Genomic DNA, 22,510 nt, shown 5'->3' on the forward strand with positions numbered 1-22,510 from the left:
GACCAAGTCCTCACTGCCGATACCAGCGGCATTAGCGATGTTGATGGCCTGAGCAACAGCTTCAGCTACCAATGGCAGCGCTCTGCCGACGGTGTGAATTGGAGCGATCTATCTGGTGCTACTAACGCGACTTACACACTCGATGATGCCGATGTCGACCAGTATCTCCGGGTGGCGGTGAGCATCACCGATGACCAAGGCTTCGCCGAAGGGCCATTAATTAGCAGCGCAACCGACGCCATCAGCGCCGTGAACGATCCGATCGTTGGATTGCCGTCAGTGAGTGGCACCGCCACAGAAGATCAAACTCTGACGGCCGATACCAGCGGGATTAGCGATGTCGATGGCTTGAGCAACAGCTTCAGCTACCAATGGCAGCGTTCCGTCGATGGCATAAACTGGAATGATCTCACCGGTGCAACCGATGTGACTTACACATTGGATGATGCCGACGTTGGCCAATATCTTCGTGTGGCCGTGAGCATCACCGATGATCAGGGCTTCGCCGAAGGGCCATTGGTGAGCAGTGCAACGGCTGCCATCAGTCCCGTGAACGATCCTATTATTGGCTTGCCATTGATTAGCGGCAGCGCCGAAGAAGACCAAACCCTCAGTGCCGATACCAGCGGTATCAGTGATGTCGATGGTCTGAATAATAGCTTCACCTACCAATGGCAGCGCTCTGCCGACGGTGTGAACTGGAGTGATCTATCTGGTGCTACTAACGCGACTTACACACTCGATGATGCTGACGTCGGTCAATATCTAAGAGTCGCCCTGAGCATCACCGATGATCAGGGCTTTGCTGAAGGGCCATTAATCAGTAGTGCGACCGATGCCGTTAGTCCTTTTAACCATGAACACACCGGTAGTTTAACGATTAGTGGCAATGTTGCGGTTGGTGAACGGTTGATGCTTGATAATACTCTGGCAGATCCTGATGGAATCAGTGCTATTGCATACCAATGGTATCGCAGTGGTGTGGTGATTAATGGCGCCACCGAACAGAGTTATGTTTTAACCGCGGCTGATGCCGGTAAAGAGATCTATGTGATTGCTCGTTATGTTGATTTACTGGGGCGTGCAGAATCCGTGACGAGTAATCAGGTCTTTTTGAGCGTTCCAGAAGTAGAGAGTGTTGTCGTTGCTATACCGGAGGCCGAACTTGAGGAGAGTGAAGAGGCTCCAGATGTTGCCTCGGGGCCTGCTGATTCAATAAATACACCTGAGCCGGTGGTTGTGGTGATGGAATCGGATAAAGTTATTACGGTCTATGAAACGCCACAATTTATTATTGATACCGCCGATCATGTAAAAGAGCAGCTAGGTGCGAATAAGCTGAATAAAGCCATTGCGCAAGAGATTAATACTCTGCGATTCCAATCGGTTCTCGATACGATGGCCCAACCGTTAACGTTGCATAAATTTGATCAATTTATGGCTGGTATTGACCAGCTTCAGGACGAAGCCGATCAACAACATGCCTTGAATACCATGATGGTTGGTGGATCCATCGCACTGTCTTCTGGTTTGTCTGTTGGCTATGTTATCTGGCTGGCGCGGAGTGGCGTGCTCTTGAGCACTGTATTGACGTCTTTGCCTGCGTGGCGCTTTATTGACCCTCTGCCTATTTTGTCTAAGACCTCAACCAATGAAAGTAATGCCGCAGGTGCTGGGCAAGATGAGGAAACGCTGGGTTCGATGGTCGAAGGAAACGATGAAAGCTCAGATGGTTCAGACGACGAGAGCAAGGATGACGACGATGAAGCGGATAAAGAGGGCCAACCATGATATGGCTTAAGCGATTGTTCTTAGCGAGAAGTACAACCAGTCGTATCGCCGTGGGTCAGGTGAGTATGTTTATCAGTGTGGCACTGATTGCGATTATGTTCGGTATTTTACCGGATTTTTTAGGGACTCGGTTTAAGGATCGTGTGGCGTTAGCGGAAGCGATTGCGGCAAACAGTTCGATGTTGATCACTCAGACCGACGTGATACGGCTGGAGTCAGTATTAACGTTGGTGGTGGAGCGTAATGCCGAGATTTTGTCCGCTGGTGTTCGTAGTGCATCGCAGCGATTGGTTGCAGAGGTTGGGGATCATCGGGATGCATGGCTGACGAATAGTGCAGATCGGCAAGTGGATGAACAGATGAGCGTACCTATTTTTGCGGGCAATCAGCAATGGGGCGCGTTAGAGCTTCGTTTTAAACCGCTCTATGGGCAGGGCATTATTGGTTTTTATCAGCGTCCAACAGTACAGTTCTTGCTATTTTGCTCCGTTATTCTGTTTTTGTTGTATAGCCTCTATTTACGCAAGATGTTGAAGCAACTAGATCCATCCCAAGCGATACCGGACCGAGTCCGCTCTGCTCTCGATACTATGGCAGAAGGGTTAATTGTTCTCGATAGAAAATTCCAGGTGGTGTTAGCGAATAAGGCATTTTCTGACCTATTAGGTCGTTCAGCAACGTCATTGATGGGTTATGAAGTGCGTCGCCTACCTTGGCGTCGAGGCGATAGCTCGACCTCGGCTGATTTCCCTTGGCAAACCGCGCTGACCAGTGGCGAAACGGTGATGAACAAGACTGTGCGTCTCGAGCTGGAGGATGGGGTGCGAACCTTTATGGTTAACTGCTCGCCGGTGTTGGCCGATAAAGGTAAACCAAGCGGCGTTTTGGTGAGCTTTGATGATATTACCGAACTAGAAGAAAAAGAGATTGAGCTGCGTCGCTCTAAAGAGGAAGCCGAGGCGGCCAACCAAGCAAAAAGTGATTTTCTGGCGAATATGAGTCATGAAATACGCACGCCGATGAACGCGATTCTTGGCTTTACTGAGGCTTTACGGCGTGGCTATGGCAAGGATGAGCAAAGTAACGACCATTATCTGAGTACCATCTTAGTCAATGGTGAGCATCTATTGAATTTAGTGAATGATATTCTTGATCTGTCCAAGGTGGAGGCTGGTCGCTTAGAAGTCGAGTCTACAAGATGTAAGCCTTACCAGATTATTAAAGAGGTTATTCAGGTGTTGTCGGTTAAGGCGGCAGAGAAAGGTGTTGAACTTAAATATACTCCCCAAGGTAGCATTCCCGAAACATTACTCAGTGATGCGGGTCGTTTACGCCAGATAGTGACTAATTTGATTGGCAATGCGATTAAGTTCACGCAACAGGGAAGTATCGTTGTTTATACTCGTATGAGTAAAGACCATAAGCGATTGATTATTGAGGTTGCAGATACCGGTATTGGTATGACCGAAGCGCAAGTGGCGACGGTCTTTGATCCTTTTGTCCAGGCAGATGCGTCAATTACTCGTCGATTTGGCGGCACAGGGCTTGGCTTAGCCATTAGTAAGAAGTTTGCAGCGGCCATGCATGGCGATATTTACGCAACCAGTAAAGAGGGCGCGGGAAGTCAGTTCTTTTTTGAAATGGAGATCAAGACCGAAGGCCCTGTGGCGTTAATTGGTGCGCCTGCGATACAAAATTGGCAAGATCAGTTAAGTGTGGCAGAGGGCGCGCGATGGGTATTCCCTGCAGCTCGTATATTAGTTGTGGATGATGGGGCCGAAAACAGAGAATTAATCAGTCTTGTCTTACAAGAACAGGGGCTGCATACTGATGAAGCAGCGGATGGAATAGAGGCGTTGTCGCTCATTGAATCGCACTCTTATGATCTGATTTTGATGGATGTACAGATGCCGCGTATGGATGGTTATACGGCCGTGAAGGCTATTCGTGCACAGGGTAGTAAGGTACCGGTCATTGCGTTAACGGCCCATGCGATGAAAGGTATCGAGCAGCAATGCCATGCTGCGGGTTACTCGGGATATATGAGTAAGCCCATCAGTATTGATAAATTATTATTGCTGCTGGTTAAAGAACTCGGGGCAGTGAAACAAACTGATACCGTCGTTAAAACGGCAGGGGACGAGGTTATCTACGTCGATCAACAGGAAATACTATCAGTCACTTCGCCTTTAAATGGTTTGAGTCCGCTCTATTCAGAGCTGCCTTTGAGTAATCCTAAGTTTGCACCAATTATTGAGCATTTTATTGTTCGTTTGAATGATGTTTTTCGCTTGATGCAGGCCACTTTTCAGCAGCAGGATTATTCGGCTTTAGGTCGTCATGCTCATTGGATGAAAGGATCGGCAGGTTCTGTTGGTTTCCCAAAGTTAACGGACCTTGCTCGACAGCTTGAGCGCGCGTTGGTGGATGTTAATGAGGCGGAAATTGAGTTGCTGCTGGCGGAAATGGAAAACCTCGTGGCGCGTATTAATGTAGCCGGCCCTGGGCCGGTTGACGCCGAGGCAATGGCGCCTAAAGATAGCTCAGTGGCGAATGCGCGTTGGCCCGTGCCGGATCAAGTAACCTCCGAGCTTGCTGCTAATAGTGATAAATTTAGAGCGATAGTTGAAAAATTTGTAGATAAGTTGGGGTTTAAAATTCAAGCGATGGAGGATGCCGTTGAGGCGGCTGATTTTGACGCGTTACAACAGGATGCCCATTGGTTGAAAGGGGCGGGTGGTTCAGTTGGCTTCGATATATTTACTGATATATCCAGTGCTTTAGAAAAAGCCGCCGGTGCACAAGATCGTGCTGAATGTAGCACCTTGCTTAAGGTTATAAATCAAATTAATCGCAGGATTAAGATTTGAATATTCTGCAGCCCGAGACGTTAATATGAATGTGTTAAAGGATAATAACGCACTCATTATGATGGTTGATGACGAGCCCATCATGATGGAAATTGTTCAGGCTCACTTGGAAGAGGCCGGATATTCGCGTTTTATTAGTATCGATGACTCAAAACAAGCATTTGATGTGTTGAATCATCGACGGCCGGATATTTTATTTCTTGATCTGGTGATGCCCGACGTCAGTGGTTTTGATCTGCTCGAGCGGATAAGAGCCCATGAAGAATTTACCTATCTGCCGGTTATTATTCTGACCTCATCTACGGATTCTTTTTCTAAGTTAAAAGCCTTAGAGCTAGGGGCCACCGATTTCTTAGCGAAACCGGTTGATGCCAGTGAGCTGAAACTTCGGTTGCGCAATACTCTGACATTGAAAGCTTATGTTGATCAACTTTCGAGTTTTGACGCGCTCACTGATTTCGCTAATCGGAAGTCGCTGAGTGAAAAAATGGTTTGGGCGTTGAAGTTTGATCAGTTAAATGAGAATAAAACAGCCTTGTTAAGCATCGGTTTAGACCGCTTTGGCCAGGTGAATGAATCCTTTGGTATACAGTGTGGTGATTCGTTGTTACGTCAGGTGGCGCAGCGGATTAAGTCGGTGGTGGACAGCCGGAACAACTTATTCGGTGTTCATAGCCAAGAGACCGAAATTTACCCCGCACGGCTTTCCGGTGATGAGTTTGGTGTGTTAGTTCCTTCGATTAAGGAGCGTAACCATGCCGCATCAATCGCTAGGCAGATTATTAAAGAGATCTCCAAGCCCTTTGATATTAATGGCAATGAGCTTTTTATTAATGCACGTATTGGTATCACGGTGGCGCCTGATGATGGCATGTTGAGCGATGAGCTTATTAACACGGCCAGTACGGCGATGCGCCAAGGGAAAACCGAGAGTGTTGAAACGGTGCGTTTTTATTCGCAAACCGATAGCGCAGAGCTGAAAGAGAAAATTGAACTTGAAACGGCGTTACACAAGGCCCTCGAAAATAACGAATTATTGTTACATTATCAGCCTAAGATTGATCTGCGAACTCGACGGGTAACCAGTGCCGAGGCGCTGGTACGCTGGCAACATCCAGAAAAAGGTATGATCTCCCCCGTGGTGTTTATTCCGTTGGCGGAAGAAAGCGGCTTAATTCTCGATATTGGTGATTGGGTGCTTAATGAAGCTTGCCGTCAGGCCCAGGAATGGGAGTCTTCGGGACTTGGCAGTATCGGTGTATCCGTGAATGTCTCGAGTCAGCAGTTTAAAGAGGTAAATTACCGACAGCATGTGAAAGCGGCCCTGCTTAAATCAGGGTTATCTCCCTCTTTATTGATGTTGGAGTTAACAGAAAGTCTTGCGCTGCAGAATGTCGAAGCCAATGTGGAATTATTAACCAGCTTAAAAATGCTGGGTGTTGGCCTATCGATCGATGACTTCGGTACCGGTTTCTCGTCCTTGAGCTATTTGAAACGCTTTCCTTTGGATGAACTTAAGGTCGATCGATCTTTTATCTCGGGGATTCCTGAGAGCGAAGATGAGGTGCAGATCGTGTTAGCCATCATTGCATTGGCAAAAGCGTTACGTTTGACTGTGACAATCGAAGGGGTCGAGACGGAAGCGCAGATGAAGCTTCTTCAAGGCACCCAGAGCGATCTTATTCAGGGGTTCTATTTTAGTAAGGCGCTTTCAGTCGCTGACTTCAGGGCGTTCGTTGAGCAATTTAACCGTTAGTCGCGTACTCACCTTTTTAGCGTCTGGTATTGCCCTAGCCTAACGCTTAGATAATGTATACGGTCGCAAATTTCCTCGGGGCGCTTTGCTTAATTGGTATTGTTTCTTCGGTGTCGTTTCTGCAAGGCTATAGGTTTCCTACACACTTGTACTCCCTTGTATCATTAGCCAATGATCTCCTTCGTTTTTAGAGTGTTTGGGGTGTTCAATACCGGCTATGTTGAGTGGTATGTCTTAATGGGGACAAGCGTTGTTTTCGATAGCAGAAACCGGAGCAGTTGCTCCGGTTGTGTTGGCTGGGAATTGTTAGGATTTCATCCGCGCACCGCTCGGGTCATAAAAGGGCCGTAAAGAGGCATCGGCACTAAAGCGTTGTTTCGCTACTTCAATTTCAAACTGAGCGTTTTTAAGGCGTTCGGCATTTAACGAGGGCACATCCACGTAGCCCATTCCGATAGCCCCACTAACACTATGACCATACATCCCAGAGGTTAGGTAGCCAACAATGTCGCCATTCATAACGATGGGTTCATTGTGATACAGCAGCGGTTCTGGATCCTGTAAGCGGAACTGCACCATACGTCGATCGGGTAAACCGGCCATTTTGGCGTTGAGAAAGGCATCACGGCCGATAAAGTCACCACTATCGGGGCTGGCGGCGAAGCTCAGGCCTGCTTGCAGTAGATTATCTTCAGAGCCGATATCATGGCCCCAATGGCGAAATCCTTTTTCAAGCCGCAGGCTGTTAACGGCGTGTAGGCCGACATTACATAGCTCATAGGCGGCTCCGGCTTGCTGCAGAGCATGGAAAAAGGCCGTTGCTTGAAGGGCCGGGACGAAAATCTCCCAACCTAGCTCGCCGACATAGGAGAGTCGTTGTATCCAGACATCAATGCCGGCGACCTGGGCAAAACGGCCAGTCCCGAACAGAAAGCTATCAACGCCGAGGTCAGTTTCGGCGATCTGTTCCAGCAAGACACGTGCATTAGGGCCTTGCACGGATAGGCAAGCATAGTTAGCGCTGATATCCCGTAACTGCACATCGCCTTTTAAGTTTTTCTTCAGGTGCCACCAATCGCGATAAAAAGAACCAATGCCAGTGGTGATCATGAAACGATCATCGGCCTGCTTGGACACGGTCACATCCGCCTCGATTCCGCCGCGAGGGTTAAGCCATTGGGTATAGATGAGTGAGCCGACCGGTTGCGCAATATTACCGGCGCAGATCCACTGTAAGGCTTGTTCGGCATCTGGGCCAGAAACTTCAAATTTGCCGAATGAGGAGATATCGTAAACGCCGACATTCTGCCGTACCGCCAAATGTTCCGCTTGATAGAACTTAAACCAGTCTTGACGTTTATAGCTGTAATGGTATTCGGCTTTTGCGCTGTGCCGGGCAAACCAGTTGGGGCGCTCAAAACCGCCCACTTCACCGAAGCATGCACCTTGTTCCAGCAGTGTCTGGTGCAGTGGTGACTGGAGCTTATTGCGCCCTGTTTCATATTGGTAGAAGGGCCAATGCATCGCATAAGTGTGGCCTAAAGCTTCGGGAATCCGTGCTTCAATATAGGCTTGCTCACGTTGAACCGGATTGTGTCGACGCACGTCACACTCCCAGACATCGCCCGATGGATAGCCATCAATAATCCAGTCGGCCATTAGTTTGCCTAATCCGCCGCCGGCTCCGATGCCCTTGGAGTTAAGACCGCAGGCAACGAAAAAGTTATCCACTTCAGGCGTTGGGCCCAGCAGGTGTAGATTATCCGGGGTGAAGCTTTCTGGGCCGTTAAAGAAGGTACGGATACCGGTTTGTTCCAGTTGCGGGAAAGTTTCCATGCTGTTGAGTAGGTATTCTTCGATATGATCAAAATCGCAGGGAAACTCATCGAAGCAGAAGTCTTCGGCGATGCGAGTCATAGGACAGCCTCGAGCATTATGCTCGAACCAGCCAATCAGCATCTTGCCGGCATCTTCTTTAAAGTAGATGCCTTTATCAAAATCCCTCAGTACAGGGCGGCTGCTGAGCTGGTCCATCTCTTCGGTGACCACATAGAAGTGCTCACAGGCGTATAGCGGCAGATCGACGCCTATTTTAGCGGCGATATCACGGGACCAGAGACCTCCGGCAAGAATAACCTGATCGGCTTTAATCGTGCCTTGCTCCGTTTGCACTCCCACCGCGCGCCCATCTTCAACCAGTATCTCTTCTACTTTTACGTTTTCTAGCACCTTAGCGCCGCCCATGCGGGCCCCTTTAGCCAGCGCCATGGTGGTGTCGACAGGGTTAGTCTGCCCATCTTTTTCAATATATAGGCTGCCAAGCACGCCTTCGGTATCGATACCGGGGTACAGCTCAACGAGGCGCTGATTATCAATCATTTCGGATTCCACACCAAAGACGCTGGCCATCGATGAGGTTCGCTGTAACTCTTCTAAGCGTTCAGGGGTTCGGGCGATCGACAGACTACCGATCCGTTTATAGCCAGTGGCTTGACCGGTTTCGGCTTCCAGTGAGGCATAGAGTTCATGGCTGTATTTAGCGAGGTTAGTCAGTTCCGGTGTTTGCCAGAGCATGCTCACTAGCCCCGCCGCATGCCAGGTAGTGCCGCAGGTAAGCTGTTTACGTTCGAGCACCACTACATCGGTGACTCCCCGTTTGGTGAGGTGGTAGGCGATTGAGCAGCCAACAATACCGCCACCGATAATAACGACCTGTGCACGGGACGGTAGTGGTTTTTTTGCTTCCATCGTTGAATCCTTATCTAAAGAGGTTAACCGCGCCGTTTCTCGGTGTGGGCCTAGCCTAAGTCTGCCACACCGACCGCCATGATTGATTATGAGAAGCTAGATGTTGGAATACCTACCGGCACAGTACAATTGATAAAAATTTCCTTAATGGTTAGTTTTTTTTGTTATTTCATGGGGCGCAATCCCGTGCGATCATGCTTACACTAAACATCCTTCTAAATGACCAACTGACGACACCCCCGAGGTCCTTAATGCCGCAGCCGCTTGATATTAGAAAGTTACCTCCGCTAAAGGCGCTGAAAGGCTTTGAGGCGGCGGCCCGCTTGCTGAGTTTGCGTCAGGCGGCGGAGGAGTTACATCTGACACATGCCGCCATTAGCCATCAGATTCGCGCTCTGGAAGACGATTTAGGTTGCGAACTTTTTACCCGTAATGGGCGAAATGTTGTGCTGACGCCTCAGGGGGCACAACTCTATCCGGTGGTTCGTGAAGTAATTGAGATGTTGATCAATGGCGCGGAAACCATCCGTCGAGCCGGCGCACCCTCGGTGCTGAGTGTGCAAACCTATGTGACGGTATCAATTCGTTGGCTATCCCGGCGTTTGCCACGGTTTAGAGGGCTCTATCCCGACTTAGATTTACGGGTGTCATCTCAAATTGTTAACCAGCAGTTTGATGAGGCGAATGCGGATATCGGCATCATCTATAGTCAGACCCTCCCGCCGGATCACCTGCACTGGACGCCTTTGTTCAAGCCTAGTTTGTTTACCGTCTGTAGCCCAAGCCTGATTGGTGCACGGGGCACCGAACTGCAACCGGCTGACTTGTTGGATTATCCGTTAATCACGGTGAATACCGAAAAATGGCAGTGGCCTGATTGGCTGATGTCGGTTGGTCTGGAGGGCATCTTGCCGATGCAGGCGCTGGTGGTTGATACCACGGCAACCGCTTTGGAGATGGCTATCGACGGTGAAGGTATCGCGCTGGTGAATGGCCCGTTTGCGGATGATGATCTTAAATCAGGTCGGCTGATTCGGCCGGTGAGTCATGCGATGCTCAGTCCGGGTGAGTGGGGCATTATTTGTCGTAAGGATATGCTGAATGATGAGCGGGTTAGTATCTTTATGAGCTGGTTGATTGCTGATGTTAAGGGTCATGGTTAATCGCAGCTGTTAGGGCGGTCAACGCGCGTTTGTGCACAGGCATCACTTGTTGGTGTGTTTAATATTTACTCTCCTCTGTTTCTCGGTTGTTGATGTTCTGTATTCATCGGATGTTATTCATTAGCTGAAAACCTCTTCGCCTTAACCCGTGGAAAAGTCGATTTGTGAACGTATCGGCCGCATTGAGATAAATGGTTAATTTTCTTTGTGGTTTGTACAAAAAATGTATGAGTTGGCTTCATTGACACTAAAAAGCGGCTATATGACTATGTAAATCGAACTTACTAGTGTTTTTTACTCATATAGCACGGCACGTATTAGACACACTGCTGAGCTATGCCCCTGTAACGGTTGTCACCTCGGTGGCGGATGGCCGGAGAGCGATAAAATGACGAGTCGAACGTTTAGAATTGTACTAGATTGTCCAGATCGGGTTGGTATCGTGACTCGGGTATGTGAGGCGATTACCTCCAACGGCGGTTGGATCAGTGAAGCAGCCCATCACTCTGATGTCGATAGCAACTGGTTCTTTTCTCGTTTTGAGATACAGGCGGATACTCTACCTTTTGGCTTGGATAAGCTAGAGCAAATCCTGATGCCGTTACAGCAAGAATTAAGCATGAATCTTCGGCTGGTGGATAGCGATCAGCCGAAGCGGGTGATGTTGATGGCGAGTAAAGGTAGCCACTGCCTATCAGATCTACTGGATCGCTGGCGCAGCGGTGATTTGCGGTGTGATATTGTCGGGGTGATCTCTAACCATGAGGATATGCGTGGGCTGGTGGAGTGGTATGGTATTCCCTATCACCATGTGGTGATCGATAAAGCGGATAAAGCCGCTGGGTTTGCCAAGGTTGAAGCATTAGTTGAGGCGAAGGAGGCCGACTGTGTTGTGTTGGCCCGCTATATGCAAATTTTGCCGCAAGCGCTCTGTGAGAAATTGCGCCATCAGGTGATCAATATACATCACAGCTTTCTACCTTCATTTATGGGCGCCAAACCCTATCATCAGGCGTCTCGGCGAGGCGTTAAGTTGATCGGAGCAACCTGTCATTATGTGACCGAACAACTCGATGAAGGGCCGATTATTGATCAAGACGTGGTACGCGTATCCCACAGCGATAAGGTGAGTGATTTAGTGCGTCTGGGTAAAGATGTCGAGAAAAGCGTTTTAGCGCGGGGCTTACGCGCTCATTTAGAAGACCGAGTGCTGGTGCATGGTAATAAAACGGTAGTGTTTAATTAACCACGTGGATTGATTCGATCTGTATTTGTTGTTTCCGGGACGATGTTTGATAACATGACCCGCCGATAGGGTATTCAATGGCTAAGGTCGAACAATAATAGAGAGGATTAATGAATGTCTGCACTGATTCTGGATGGTAAGGCGGTCGCAAAGCATCGCGAGCAGCAACTGCACACCGCGGTTGAAAAGCTCCGGGCGGATGGCGGTGTCAAACCCGTATTGGCAACCATTCTAGTCGGCAGTGATCCAGCATCGGCGACCTATGTGCAGATGAAAGCGAATGCTTGTGAACGTGTCGGGATGGGATCTGTGCGGGTAGATATGCCTCAAGCCACGACCACTGACGAGTTATTAGCGGTAATTGATCAGTTGAATCGGGATAGCGATATCTGTGGTATTTTATTGCAACACCCGGTGCCAGCGCAGATCGATGAACGACGTTGTTTTGATGCCATTGCGATTGCTAAAGACGTGGACGGCGTCACCACCCGAGGGTTTGGTTTAATGGCGATGGGTGAGGCCGCCTTTGGATCGGCGACTCCTGCGGGCATCATGACACTATTGCGACACTACGATATTCCCTTGGCAGGTAAACATGCGGTGGTGGTCGGACGCAGCCCTATTTTGGGTAAACCGATGGCGGCAATGTTACTCAATGCGAATGCCACGGTAACGATTTGTCACTCCCGGACAGTCGATCTTGCACAACAGGTTGCCCGGGCTGATATTGTCGTCGGCGCCGTTGGCCAGCCGGAATTGATTAAAGCGGAATGGATAAGCGCCGGTGCGGTTGTCGTCGATGCTGGCTATCATCCGGGTGGCGTTGGTGATATAGAAAAGACAGGCTTGGCTGAGCGTGTTGCCGCACTGACACCGGTGCCCGGTGGTGTCGGCCCGATGACCATCAATGCGCTGATCAGCCAAACATTGGATGCGGCGCTACAACGTTAACGGCGTTATAGATCTAAACCATACAGCGGCTGTGTTTGATCCTGGCTGATCATAAAGTCGCTGATAATCTGCCTAACTTTTAGTACTTCGGGTCGTTCACTGTGTTCAAGTGACGACCAGAGTGCGATATCACGACGGGATGAGGCCACTCCCTCTACCTGAAGCATTTGCTGGGGGTTTATCTCCTTGGTCATTAAGGCCAAACGGGCGGGTAACCAGACCAGCATATTAGTGGTGTTGAGTAGATGGATAACTGAGCGAATACTGCCGGTAAACGCCATCTGTGCGGCGTCCACCCCGGTGACCTCGGCCTGACTTTCTAGAAAGCCAGCACTAGCCCCCGCGATGATCCATTTTTGCTGGGCGATATCGGCTTTGCTTATCGGTTGTTTAGCATCAATCAGCTTGGATTTCTTCCCTGCAAAGATGCCTGCTCGGTCGCGGAATAATATCTGTCGATCGAGTGATTTCTGCGTCACCGATAAATGTGCTGGGGCAATTAAAAAATCTAATTCACCTTCCTGTAACAGACCTATCTGTGCCGCGGCAGAACCAGTACGGAAATGAAAGGCATAGCGTTTCTCGGTGAGAAAGTAATCGGTCATCTGTTTGACCGTAGCAAACTCCCAGAGCGGGTCGATACCGACCACAAATTCACTTTTATAGCCGCTATGAAACTGTCGAATAACTTCATCTGCTTTCACACTTTCAGCCAGAATTCGCTCACCAATCTGTGAGAGCCGTGCGCCAATCTCCGTAGGGATAACACCATAGCGGGTGCGCTTTAATAGGGGGGCACCGACTTTCATCTCTAACTGCTGAATGCTGCGACTCAGGGTCGGTTGGGTGACGTGCAGTTGCTCACAGGCACTGGTGAGAGAACCCTGTTTGACGATAATGGCTAATTGCTTCAATAAGTTAGGGTTCATCTATGCATATTCTTTATGTCTGATCTTAAAAAGTAATTATTCCTTATATTTATAGTGCTTTAAAGTGGTCTTTGCTATAAGTGAAAATTTGTGCAGCGACAGGCAAGCGACTGATACGGATTAAAACATGCTGCAAACGTTGTTTACGCTACTCTGGCTAGAATTAGGGCTATGCTAAAAAGAGGGATATCCAATTCGCGAGGGTTTACTGCTGGGTCGGCAAAGAGTGTCGCCGTCGTCGCCATGGGTTTGCGGGTTGTTTTATCAGCGTAAAGCAGACAATGGGTTTCTAAGACGGTTGTGTTTTAGAGATAGAACAAAAATAACATCAATGGATACTATGCAATGAAGAAAACAATTTTAACGGGTGTACTGGCGGTCACCGCTGGTTTAATGGTGCAAACCACGCAGGCGGCGGATTACACGTTACGTTTAGCTCATTTTTTCCCACCGGTAGCAGCGATACACAAAAATGTCGCGCAGGCTTGGGCAGATAAGGTCACCGCAGAATCTGACGGGCGTATCGCCGTTGAAGTGTATCCTTCGTCGACTTTGGCTAAACCTCCGGCACTGTATGATGCGGTGACTAATCGGATCGCCGATGTCTCGCTGACGGTGCAAGGCTACACCGCAAACCGTTTTCCTCTGACCCAGATTGTCGAACTGCCGGGAGTGGCGAAAAGTGCCGCTAATGGTTCTTGTATTATTCAGCATCTGTATGACGAGCAGCTGATTAGCGATGAGTATAAAGATACCAAGCCGCTCTTCCTCTTTACCCATGGGCCGGGCCATATTCATACCACTGAAAAACTAATTAAAGAGCCAGCCGATTTTGAAGGTTTAAGAATTCGTCGTCCAACCGCGGTGGTCGCAAAGCTGTTGGAAGGTTTGGGCGCCAAACCGGTGGGTATGCCTGCACCTCAGGCTTATCAGTCGGTGCAACGCGGCGTTATTGATGGTGTTGCACTGCCATGGGAAGGGCAACTGACGTTCCGTATGAATGACCTGACGCCTTACCATACTGAGATTGGTGGTTTGTATACCTTGTCGTTCTTGATGACCATGAATAAAGATGTCTACAACAGTATGCCTGCTGACCTGCAAAAGGTGATCGATAATAACTCCGGCGATAGCTGGTCGCAGATTGCGGCGAGTGAGTTTGATGCGGCCGATGTCCGAGGTCGGGCACAGGCTAAAGCTGAAAAACATGAGATCTATCGTGTTAAAGATGGCGTTAATAATCCGGCTTGGAAGCCCGTGTTAGATAAGGCGGCAGAAGAGTACCTTGCGGCGCTGGAAGCTAAGGGATTAGCGGCAAATAAAGTTTATGCTCGGGCACAGGAGTTGGCGCAAAGCTGCCAATAACATGCTGCTGCGGCCTATCCATATAGGCCGCAGTTGATTCCTCGATTGAGACTAAGGTGATGTGCTTAGCGCTACCGCGCTATTGAATCTTAAGTCATCCATCTATTCTCTATCTCTCGCAGGGCTTTGCCCCTCTTTGATTGCTCTCGCCAAGTGTGACACCTTTCATCTCCCTGCTTATTCAGTCGTAGTCATGGCGTCATCCATCAAGTCCTTCCATTCAGCCTTTGGCGTTATTGAGGCCTGAACTTGGCTGATCTCTGCGTTATCCATTGGTTGATGGCAAGGTATACGAAAATTTTATATCTGGCATTAAAAATCAATTATTCCTTATATCTGTAATAAGCTAAAGTGCTGTTATCTCAAGAACGACATAACAAGAAGGATGATGCGATGCAATATTATGTGGATGGATTTCGTGGTGGCGATCCCGATAAGAAAAATGCGACCAATACCCGCCGTGATCGTGGCGAGTTTGCGCCGCTACCGGAAAAGGTCGATGTATTAATTGCCGGTTGTGGCCCTGCTGGTCTTTGTCTGGCAGCACAGCTATCGCATTTTCCTGAGATCGATACCATGATCGTCGATCCTATGCCGGGCCCGCTGGAAAAGGGGAAAGCAGACGGTATTAATACGCGCACGATGGAGATGTTCCAAGCGTTTGGGTTCGCCGATAAGGTGAAGCGTGAAAGTTATTGGGTGAATCAGACCAACTTTTGGATGCCTAATCCTGAAAACCCCGCCCATATTAAACGTATTGGCCGAGTACAGGATGTTACCGATGACTCGTCAGAGATGCCGCACATACTGATTAATCAGGCGCGGGTGCATGAACTGTTTCTGGATGATATGAATCAATCACCAACACGGCTGACACCCGACTATAGTTGGTCTGTGGTTGATCTTGAGGTCGATACAACCGCAACTGATTATCCGGTGACGGTGATCCTTGAAAATACCGGTATCAATGCGGGCGAAAGAAAAGTCGTGCGGGCTAACTATGTGGTTGGCTGTGATGGTGCGCGTTCGGCAGTGCGTACGGCGATTGGTGGCAAACTGCATGGTGATGCGGCGCATCAGGCGTGGGGCGTGATGGATATTCTGGCGAATACGGATTTCCCCGATATTCGACAAAAATGCCTTGTTACTTCGGCTCATGAAGGGAATGTGCTGATCCTTCCCCGTGAAGGGGGGTATCTTTTTCGGATGTATGTCGAGCTAGATAAACTGAATGCCGATGAGCGCGTTGCTAACCGTAACTTCACCGTGGATCATTTGATTGCTGGGGCTAACCGGATCATGCAGCCCTATAGTTTGGATGTGAAAGAGGTCGTTTGGTGGTCGATCTATGAGATTGGTCATCGTATGACTGATCGCTTTGATGATGTGCCTGAGGGGGAATCAGGTCGCCGCAATCCACGCGTCTTTACTGCTGGGGATGCCTGCCATACCCATAGCCCGAAAGCCGGGCAGGGTATGAATGTCTCGATGCAGGATACCTTCAATCTGGGCTGGAAGCTGGTGCATGTGTTGCAAGGGCGTGCTTCGGCTGACTTGCTACACAGCTATTCCTCTGAACGTTGGACCGAGGCTAAGCGGCTGGTCGAAACCGACCACGAATGGGCCCGCATAATGTCGGCCCCAGTAGGTGAATCCACATTGGATAACGGCGATGAACCCCGCTTTATGCAACAGTTTAAAGCGAACTTGGAATTCACTGGCGGGCTGGCGGTTAAATATGATTCATCGTCGCTGGTTGGTACACCTACCTATCAGGCGCTGGCGAGCGGCGAGGAGATCGGCCGACGTTTCCATTCAGCCCCGGTGGTTAGGCTTGCTGATGCAAAACAGATGCAGTTGGGGCATGTCGCCGAGGCTGATACTCGCTGGCGGATCTATGCTTTTGCGGGTAAAAACGACAGTTCATCGCCGGGTTCTGCGATTCATCAACTGGCGGATTGGTTGCAACATGATCCTCGCTCTCCAGTGCTGACATTTACCGCGGAAGATGAAGATATCGATGGTTTGATTGATCTGCGGGCCGTGTTTCAGCAAACCTTTGATGAGCTGGCTTATGAAGAGATGCCGTCGCTGCTGCGGCCAACAAAAGGTAAATTGGGTCTTCAGGATCATGAAAAAGTGTTTTGTGTCGATCACAAAGGCTTGGGTGATATTTATGATATGCGGGGTATCGATCGTGAGCAGGGCTGTATGATTGTTGTGCGACCGGACCAATACATTGCCCATGTACTGCCGCTGGATGCTTATGACGCTTTAACCGCGTTCTTTGCCGGGATCTATTTGCCCACAACCCAATGATAAAAAGATAGGGAAAACGGATGAAAGCAGGTGTTGGCGTTATCTAGCAGCTGCTTTTTTTATTACCATTAGTCCGGTGTGCAGGCTCAATAGGTTATGTGAGTGATGTGCCGTGATTATTTAGCCAATCGATAAGGACACCCCGATAGCTATTGTGATTCTCTTCAGACGCCGGCCAGACGATATGTAACCCTTCCTGGTCTTTACCTTCGATCTTTCTCAGCACTGTTAGTTTTTGTAGTGCTAACTCCTCCTCTAATAAGAACCCGGGCACGAGTGCTATTCCCTGGCCGTTAACGGCGGCATCAATGGCAAGATAGGAGTGGCTCAAGGTTAATACCTGCCTAGGGGTATGACCGAGTAGGCGAGACCAGGAGTGATGACTGTCCTCTATTAGACGATGATCGGCAAAGTCCGCCAGATCGACAGGCTGTTCCTCTCTCGACAATCGTTGTGGCGCACATACCGCATATAGAACCATGCCTGAGAGCTGCTGATGGTTGAGTTTAGGCTCGCTAGGGGGAGAGCCTAAGCGGATTGCGAGGTCGACATCCTCCATTGAGAAATTGGTAAGATCTTCGCTGGCGGCGATAGAGACATTGATATCGGGATAGCGTTGGCTAAAAGCAGCCACCCGAGGCATCAGCCATTTAGTGACAACCGACGGTGGAGCGCTTATGGCGAGCCGTTGCCGCTGCCCAGTCAATTCATCCGTCGCCTTGTTAATCAGGCTCAGCGCTTGTCTGATCGATTGGTGATAGGCCTCCCCTTTAGGTGTGAATGTCACTCCCCGAGCGTGTCGGGCAAATAATTTAATACCGATATCCTGTTCTAGCTTTCTAATTCTTTGGGCAACCGCTCCTTGGGTTAGGCATAGTTCTGCAGCGGCCAGCCTGAAATTTAGGTGGCGGGCTGCCGCATCAAATATTCTCAGAGTATTTAGATTGATCTGCATCGGTGATCATGTCCATCTGCTGATGAGGATGTAGATTTTCTACATTCTTATGACAGCTTATATGATTAGTCAATGTCCGCTGTGGATTTTATAGTCATCGACATGGCCTGTGATGCACTTAATATGATGAGGAATACCAATATGCAGATGATCGCAACCAACCGTTTTTGGCATCGAGACAGAACCGCTTTTTGGCTTAAATGGGCTGCTTCGGTGATACAGATACTGGGCTATTCGGCAACAGCTTTTGGTTACACGCCTATGAATATCTATCTGTTTTTAGTGGGCTTAGTGGGTTGGTTTATCGTCGGTGTACTGTGGAATGATAGGGCGATTATGTTGATTCATGTGATCGCACTGGGAGCGATGTTGGTCGGGATGCTACAGTCGTTTTAAGAGGGGCTAGCCGAGGAGATAGGCTAGGAAAAGCGTCCACAGACCTTTATATATCGATCTGTGGACTTTTTTAGCAAAGGCTGGTTAATGATTATTCATATGAACGGGCAATTTGCCGAAGTTCATTTAAGGCGGATTTAGCGTCCACACCTTGCTCCTTTGCCATGTCGATAAATGCCTGATCCATCCCCTTAATCACCTGCTCAAATTCTTGATAGATAGCATCATGGGTGGTGATTTCGGTAATCTTAACACCATAGGTTTGAGCCGCATTTAATCCATCTGTATCACTTTGATCCCAGGCTCTGCCCGCCATCGCTGAGAGTTTTTCACCCGATACACTGAGTATTGCTTGTTGATCTTCGGTGGATAGGGATGCGAGAAAGTCGGGATTCATGAACATACCAAAGCTTCCTAGGTACATACCTCCCGGGAGTAAGGTGAGATAGGGGGCGACCTCTTTTAAACGCAATGATTTTTGCACATCCGTCGACATAAACACGCCATCAATGACCCCCTGTTGCATCATTTCATATACTTTTGTTGCCGGGGCGCCCACCGCGGTGATACCAAGGCGATGACCGATCTCTCCCTGAATACCACCACCGATGCGGATTTTCTGTCCTTGCAAGTCAGCGAGTGAATTAATTGGGTGAGCGCTGTGTATTTGCCCGGGACCGTGAGTAAACAGCCCAATCACTTCCAGTCCTTCATGTTCGTTGGCTTGGGCTAAGTATTTATTATGTATGCGCCAGTGTGCGACTGACGCTGCTTCGGCGTTGGCTCCGAGTAACGGTAATTCAACCATTTGGGTGAGTTTGAAGCGGCCTGGGACATAGCCATGATAACTCCATCCGGCATCGGCTACGCCGTCTTCGACGAGCTCAAAGATCGTTTTTGGATGGCCGAGTCCATATTCAATCTCTACCCTGACACGGCCCTCTGTGGCTTCCTCTACCCACTTCCCCCACGTTGGGATAACGACGCTGTTTTGTACATGAGATGGTGGTGCCCAACTGGCAAACTTCATCACGGTTTCAGCGGTCGCAGACATTGAGGTGATAAGTGTTAATGAGAAGACGCAACGCTTAGTTATTGTCGATAACATCGTATTTATACCTAAAATTATTATTGTTGTTGAATAGCGCGAAGGTCGCGGTAGAACGGGAGCTCAAAATTTAACGACTTAAAAAACGTTCAGCGTCCAGCGCCGCCATGCAGCCCATGCTTGCTGAAGTAATTGCTTGTCGATAAATATGATCAGCGACATCGCCTGCCGCAAAGACCCCGTTAATACTGGTCTGGGTTGTATTGCCTTCTAGCCCTGCGTTTACCGTGAGGTAGCCATTCTTCATATCAAGCTGTTGTTCAAATAGGGTTGTGTTTGGCTGATGGCCGATGGCAATAAAAACCCCGTCAACATCAATGATTTTTTCTTGATGATTAAAGCGGTCTTTCAAGCGTAAATGGCTTACGGTTTGACCATCGCCCAACACCTCTTCTAATTGATGGTGCCAAAGGATATCGATATTGCCGGTTGCTGCTTTAGCGGCGAGCTTTTCCTGGAGTATTTTCTCCGCCTTTAACTCATCGCGGCGATGAATTAAGGTGACGTGACTGGCAATATTGGCTAAATAAAGCGCCTCTTCAACGGCCGTATTACCACCACCAATCACAGCGACTTTTTGGCCTTTGTAGAAGAAGCCATCGCAGGTTGCGCAACCACTGACACCTTTGTTCATATATTCAGCTTCAGATGGCAGACCTAAGTACTGTGCCGATGCACCAGTCGCGATAATCAATGCATCGGCGGAATAACGCACACCGCTATCGCCAATTAAGCTAAAAGGGCGGCGAGATACGTCGGCTGAGACAATATGATCGTATATGATCTCTGTCTCAAAGCGTTCCGCATGTTGTTGCATTCGGGTCATCAATTCAGGCCCCTGAACGCCGTCAACATCACCCGGCCAGTTGTCCACATCCGTGGTGCCGGTTAATTGCCCGCCGATAGCCGTGCCGGTAATGATCACCGGATTTAGGCCTGCCCGTGCCGCATAAATCGCCGCGGTATAACCGGCTGGGCCTGATCCAAGAATAATCAACGAAGCATGTGTACTCTCAGTCATGGCCGTTATCCACATGTTGATCAAGCCACTGGCTAATCTGACTTTCCATGAGGGCTCCGCTGCGTCGAGCAATTTCTTGTCCGTGCCAGAAAAGAATCAGGGTTGGTGTTGTTTTAATCTCGTATTGGGCGGCAGTGAGTTCAAATACTTCCATATTGGCCATACCTATTTGGAAACGCTCGGGCTGCTTCCCTAATAGTCGTTTTATGGCGGGCCCTACCATTTTGCAGGGCCCGCACCAAGGTGCCCAGACATCCACTAACACAGGCTTAGTTGCCGAGTTGATGAACGTCTCAAAAGTGTCATCAGTTACATCTAAAATATCCATTCGAGGTCCTCTTATACGTGTTTGCCAGCATCCCAACCTTTGTGGCCGACCGCACGTTCAGTTACTTGGGTCGGTAGCTCCTCCAACTCAGTTGCCATCGTGTCGTTCCAACGATTGAGATATCCAAATAGCGCAACGGTCGCCACAATTTCAACAATTTGGCTTTCATCAAAATATTTTTTCAGGGCATCAAAATCTTCTGACGAGACTTCATTTGGTAGCGTGCCACCCTTAATACCGATGGTGATGGCTGCGCGTTCTGCGTCAGTGAATAGCTCACTGGTTTCAAACTCCCAGATGGCAGCGATTTTCTCGTCTGGCGCTTTGTAGATGCTGGATAAGTTGCTCATATGTGACTGGCAGTAGCGGCAACCTGAGGCGAGGCTGGATGCCAGTGCGACCAGCATTTTGAGTTCTTTAGGTACGCTTCCTTCATATAGAATGACTTGATTTAACTGGCCGAACACTTTCGATATGTTGGGGCGGCGGGCCATTGTTTTTACACTATTCGGGCAGAAGCCACGGGTGTTTTCATAGTGCTCAAACATCTCGCGTAATTCTTGATCTACTTCGCTGTTTTCTAAAGGTCTTAGGTGAGCCATCATTGTTCCTCTTGTCTGTTCTTCTGCTTGAGTGATACTGTTTGAGGTTATATTAGGGATGGCTCGCAAAGCTGTCTGTCCCTCTAAACAGGGACAAATAATTAAGATGTTAAATAAAACCAGTGAGGCCAGATGTCGGTTTTAAATGAAGTAGCAGATTCAGCGTGGGTAGACTCCGTTGCTGAGACCATCATCGCGCTTGGCAGTGCGGGATTCCCCGCTAAGCTTCTCGATAAATTGAATCAGTTTGTGACGGTGAATCACCTATCTCTTGTTCATCTAGAGGAAAATAACCGGGTGACCTATGTGTTTTCGGCCAGTGATCAGCAGGTGAATATCACCAAAACGATGCAACAACTCTATCTGTCTATTTATTACCGCTTAGATCCCAATAAAGATTTTTTCGATCATTTTAATGAGGATTATCAAACCTTAGTGCGTCGGTTACAGCCAAAAGATATTCAAGATCTTGATTATCGAAAGCTTTGGTATGAGCGAATGGGCATAGTTGATCGGCTTTCTATATTAACCAGGGCCGATAACGGGCTTTATTGTTTGAATCTATTCCGGACTGAAAAAGGCTTTACGGCAGAGGAAGTATCCTTGATTCAAGCTTTGAGTAAGGTATTGTCGGCGTTGGTGGTTAGGCACACACGTTTGAGTGGCTCTTTATCGAGCTTTATGACACGGGGCGCGCAGATTTACACCTTGATTGAAAGGCTTGAAACCATCGATGCGAGCCTGACCAAGCGAGAGAAAGAGGTCTGTTCTCGCATTCTGTTAGGCATGAGTTCTGAAGGCATTGCACTGGACCTCGATATAAAGATGCAGAGTGTCCAAACGTATCGTAAACGGGCCTATGCTCGCCTTAGTATCACCAGCCAGAATGAACTATTTTCTCTATGTTTAACAACTGCTTAAATCGGTCATGATTGGGCTTGTTTAGCCCTGTTCTTCAGCGA

At 48.8% G+C, this 22,510-nt stretch carries 17 protein-coding genes; 10 read left to right on the forward strand and 7 right to left on the reverse strand.

The window, feature by feature from the left end; genetic code table 11:
* From ACN0T0_RS16590 to ACN0T0_RS16600, 3 genes are all read left to right on the forward strand, one after another.
* Positions 1 to 1,791 (forward strand): hypothetical protein (locus ACN0T0_RS16590; RefSeq protein WP_417227846.1); only part of this gene is annotated, 1,791 nt, incomplete at its 5' end.
* Entirely contained in the window at positions 1,788 to 4,661 is a 2,874-nt protein-coding gene (locus ACN0T0_RS16595; RefSeq protein ID WP_417227847.1) for a response regulator, read from the forward strand. The genes ACN0T0_RS16590 and ACN0T0_RS16595, both read left to right, overlap by 4 nt.
* 25 nt (positions 4,662 to 4,686) lie before the next feature.
* On the forward strand, positions 4,687 to 6,417 hold the full coding sequence (locus ACN0T0_RS16600) for a putative bifunctional diguanylate cyclase/phosphodiesterase (protein WP_417227848.1): 1,731 nt from the start codon (positions 4,687 to 4,689) through the stop codon (positions 6,415 to 6,417).
* A gap of 306 nt (positions 6,418 to 6,723) precedes the next feature.
* Here the strand turns inward: ACN0T0_RS16600 and ACN0T0_RS16605 are convergent, their stop codons facing one another.
* Positions 6,724 to 9,165 (reverse strand): GcvT family protein, encoded by a 2,442-nt coding sequence (locus ACN0T0_RS16605; protein ID WP_417227849.1) that lies wholly within the window; start codon positions 9,163 to 9,165, stop codon positions 6,724 to 6,726.
* Between the two features lie 251 nt (positions 9,166 to 9,416).
* On the opposite strand from ACN0T0_RS16605, the gene ACN0T0_RS16610 reads away from it, so the two are divergent.
* The 3 genes from ACN0T0_RS16610 to ACN0T0_RS16620 all read left to right on the forward strand — a co-directional run bounded on the left by ACN0T0_RS16610 (position 9,417) and on the right by ACN0T0_RS16620 (position 12,525).
* Positions 9,417 to 10,328 carry a LysR substrate-binding domain-containing protein gene (locus ACN0T0_RS16610; protein WP_417227850.1) on the forward strand — a complete coding sequence of 304 codons (912 nt, stop codon included), beginning with the start codon at positions 9,417 to 9,419 and terminating at the stop codon, positions 10,326 to 10,328.
* A 388-nt stretch (positions 10,329 to 10,716) separates the two neighbouring features.
* On the forward strand, positions 10,717 to 11,574 hold the full coding sequence (purU, locus tag ACN0T0_RS16615; protein ID WP_417227851.1) for a formyltetrahydrofolate deformylase: 858 nt from the start codon (positions 10,717 to 10,719) through the stop codon (positions 11,572 to 11,574).
* Positions 11,575 to 11,688: 114 nt separating this feature from the next.
* Complete coding sequence (locus ACN0T0_RS16620) at positions 11,689 to 12,525, forward strand: tetrahydrofolate dehydrogenase/cyclohydrolase catalytic domain-containing protein (protein ID WP_417227852.1); 837 nt, start codon at positions 11,689 to 11,691, stop codon at positions 12,523 to 12,525.
* A 5-nt stretch (positions 12,526 to 12,530) separates the two neighbouring features.
* On the opposite strand, the gene ACN0T0_RS16625 is transcribed toward ACN0T0_RS16620, so the two are convergent.
* Positions 12,531 to 13,454, reverse strand: coding sequence for a LysR family transcriptional regulator (locus ACN0T0_RS16625; RefSeq protein WP_417227853.1), 924 nt, complete (start codon positions 13,452 to 13,454; stop codon positions 12,531 to 12,533).
* A 345-nt stretch (positions 13,455 to 13,799) separates the two neighbouring features.
* Between ACN0T0_RS16625 and ACN0T0_RS16630 the strand changes: the two genes are divergently transcribed.
* Both ACN0T0_RS16630 and ACN0T0_RS16635 read left to right on the forward strand, forming a co-directional pair.
* On the forward strand, positions 13,800 to 14,819 hold the full coding sequence (locus ACN0T0_RS16630; RefSeq protein WP_417227854.1) for a TRAP transporter substrate-binding protein: 1,020 nt from the start codon (positions 13,800 to 13,802) through the stop codon (positions 14,817 to 14,819).
* Between the two features lie 393 nt (positions 14,820 to 15,212).
* Positions 15,213 to 17,138, forward strand: a complete 1,926-nt coding sequence (locus ACN0T0_RS16635; RefSeq protein WP_417227855.1) for an FAD-dependent monooxygenase — start codon at positions 15,213 to 15,215, stop codon at positions 17,136 to 17,138.
* A 94-nt stretch (positions 17,139 to 17,232) separates the two neighbouring features.
* Here the strand turns inward: ACN0T0_RS16635 and ACN0T0_RS16640 are convergent, their stop codons facing one another.
* Positions 17,233 to 18,093, reverse strand: coding sequence for a LysR substrate-binding domain-containing protein (locus tag ACN0T0_RS16640; RefSeq protein ID WP_417227856.1), 861 nt, complete (start codon positions 18,091 to 18,093; stop codon positions 17,233 to 17,235).
* Between the two features lie 141 nt (positions 18,094 to 18,234).
* Here ACN0T0_RS16640 and ACN0T0_RS16645 point away from each other — a divergent pair, with 141 nt between their 5' ends.
* A complete protein-coding gene (locus tag ACN0T0_RS16645) occupies positions 18,235 to 18,489 on the forward strand; it encodes a DUF6552 family protein (protein ID WP_417227857.1) in 255 nt (84 codons plus the stop codon).
* Between the two features lie 91 nt (positions 18,490 to 18,580).
* Here ACN0T0_RS16645 and ACN0T0_RS16650 read toward each other — a convergent pair whose 3' ends face one another.
* From ACN0T0_RS16650 to ACN0T0_RS16665, 4 genes are all read right to left on the reverse strand, one after another.
* Complete coding sequence (locus ACN0T0_RS16650) at positions 18,581 to 19,597, reverse strand: TRAP transporter substrate-binding protein (RefSeq protein ID WP_417227858.1); 1,017 nt, start codon at positions 19,595 to 19,597, stop codon at positions 18,581 to 18,583.
* Positions 19,598 to 19,667: 70 nt separating this feature from the next.
* Positions 19,668 to 20,618 carry a thioredoxin-disulfide reductase gene (gene trxB, locus ACN0T0_RS16655; protein WP_417227859.1) on the reverse strand — a complete coding sequence of 317 codons (951 nt, stop codon included), beginning with the start codon at positions 20,616 to 20,618 and terminating at the stop codon, positions 19,668 to 19,670.
* Positions 20,611 to 20,946: a thioredoxin family protein gene (locus ACN0T0_RS16660; RefSeq protein ID WP_417227860.1), complete on the reverse strand. Its 336-nt coding sequence runs from the start codon at positions 20,944 to 20,946 to the stop codon at positions 20,611 to 20,613. Before ACN0T0_RS16660 ends, trxB begins: the two co-directional genes overlap by 8 nt.
* Before the next feature lie 11 nt (positions 20,947 to 20,957).
* Entirely contained in the window at positions 20,958 to 21,548 is a 591-nt protein-coding gene (locus tag ACN0T0_RS16665; protein ID WP_417227861.1) for a carboxymuconolactone decarboxylase family protein, read from the reverse strand.
* A gap of 132 nt (positions 21,549 to 21,680) precedes the next feature.
* Here ACN0T0_RS16665 and ACN0T0_RS16670 point away from each other — a divergent pair, with 132 nt between their 5' ends.
* On the forward strand, positions 21,681 to 22,469 hold the full coding sequence (locus tag ACN0T0_RS16670) for a helix-turn-helix transcriptional regulator (protein WP_417227862.1): 789 nt from the start codon (positions 21,681 to 21,683) through the stop codon (positions 22,467 to 22,469).
* The last annotated feature ends 41 nt before the right edge of the window (positions 22,470 to 22,510 follow it).

Source organism: Amphritea sp., assembly GCF_048266285.1.
In the GTDB taxonomy this organism is placed as follows: domain Bacteria; phylum Pseudomonadota; class Gammaproteobacteria; order Pseudomonadales; family Balneatricaceae; genus Amphritea.

Bases quoted from the DNA above. Each gene is read 5' to 3' on its own strand.
- ACN0T0_RS16595 (WP_417227847.1), top strand. From the start codon at position 1,788: ATGATATGGCTTAAGCGATTGTTCTTAGCGAGAAGTACAACCAGTCGT.
- ACN0T0_RS16600 (WP_417227848.1), top strand. From the start codon at position 4,687: ATGAATGTGTTAAAGGATAATAACGCACTCATTATGATGGTTGATGAC.
- ACN0T0_RS16605 (WP_417227849.1), bottom strand. From the start codon at position 9,165: ATGGAAGCAAAAAAACCACTACCGTCCCGTGCACAGGTCGTTATTATC.
- ACN0T0_RS16610 (WP_417227850.1), top strand. From the start codon at position 9,417: ATGCCGCAGCCGCTTGATATTAGAAAGTTACCTCCGCTAAAGGCGCTG.
- purU (WP_417227851.1), top strand. From the start codon at position 10,717: ATGACGAGTCGAACGTTTAGAATTGTACTAGATTGTCCAGATCGGGTT.
- ACN0T0_RS16620 (WP_417227852.1), top strand. From the start codon at position 11,689: ATGTCTGCACTGATTCTGGATGGTAAGGCGGTCGCAAAGCATCGCGAG.
- ACN0T0_RS16625 (WP_417227853.1), bottom strand. From the start codon at position 13,454: ATGAACCCTAACTTATTGAAGCAATTAGCCATTATCGTCAAACAGGGT.
- ACN0T0_RS16630 (WP_417227854.1), top strand. From the start codon at position 13,800: ATGAAGAAAACAATTTTAACGGGTGTACTGGCGGTCACCGCTGGTTTA.
- ACN0T0_RS16635 (WP_417227855.1), top strand. From the start codon at position 15,213: ATGCAATATTATGTGGATGGATTTCGTGGTGGCGATCCCGATAAGAAA.
- ACN0T0_RS16640 (WP_417227856.1), bottom strand. From the start codon at position 18,093: ATGCAGATCAATCTAAATACTCTGAGAATATTTGATGCGGCAGCCCGC.
- ACN0T0_RS16645 (WP_417227857.1), top strand. From the start codon at position 18,235: ATGCAGATGATCGCAACCAACCGTTTTTGGCATCGAGACAGAACCGCT.
- ACN0T0_RS16650 (WP_417227858.1), bottom strand. From the start codon at position 19,597: ATGTTATCGACAATAACTAAGCGTTGCGTCTTCTCATTAACACTTATC.
- trxB (WP_417227859.1), bottom strand. From the start codon at position 20,618: ATGACTGAGAGTACACATGCTTCGTTGATTATTCTTGGATCAGGCCCA.
- ACN0T0_RS16660 (WP_417227860.1), bottom strand. From the start codon at position 20,946: ATGGATATTTTAGATGTAACTGATGACACTTTTGAGACGTTCATCAAC.
- ACN0T0_RS16665 (WP_417227861.1), bottom strand. From the start codon at position 21,548: ATGGCTCACCTAAGACCTTTAGAAAACAGCGAAGTAGATCAAGAATTA.
- ACN0T0_RS16670 (WP_417227862.1), top strand. From the start codon at position 21,681: ATGTCGGTTTTAAATGAAGTAGCAGATTCAGCGTGGGTAGACTCCGTT.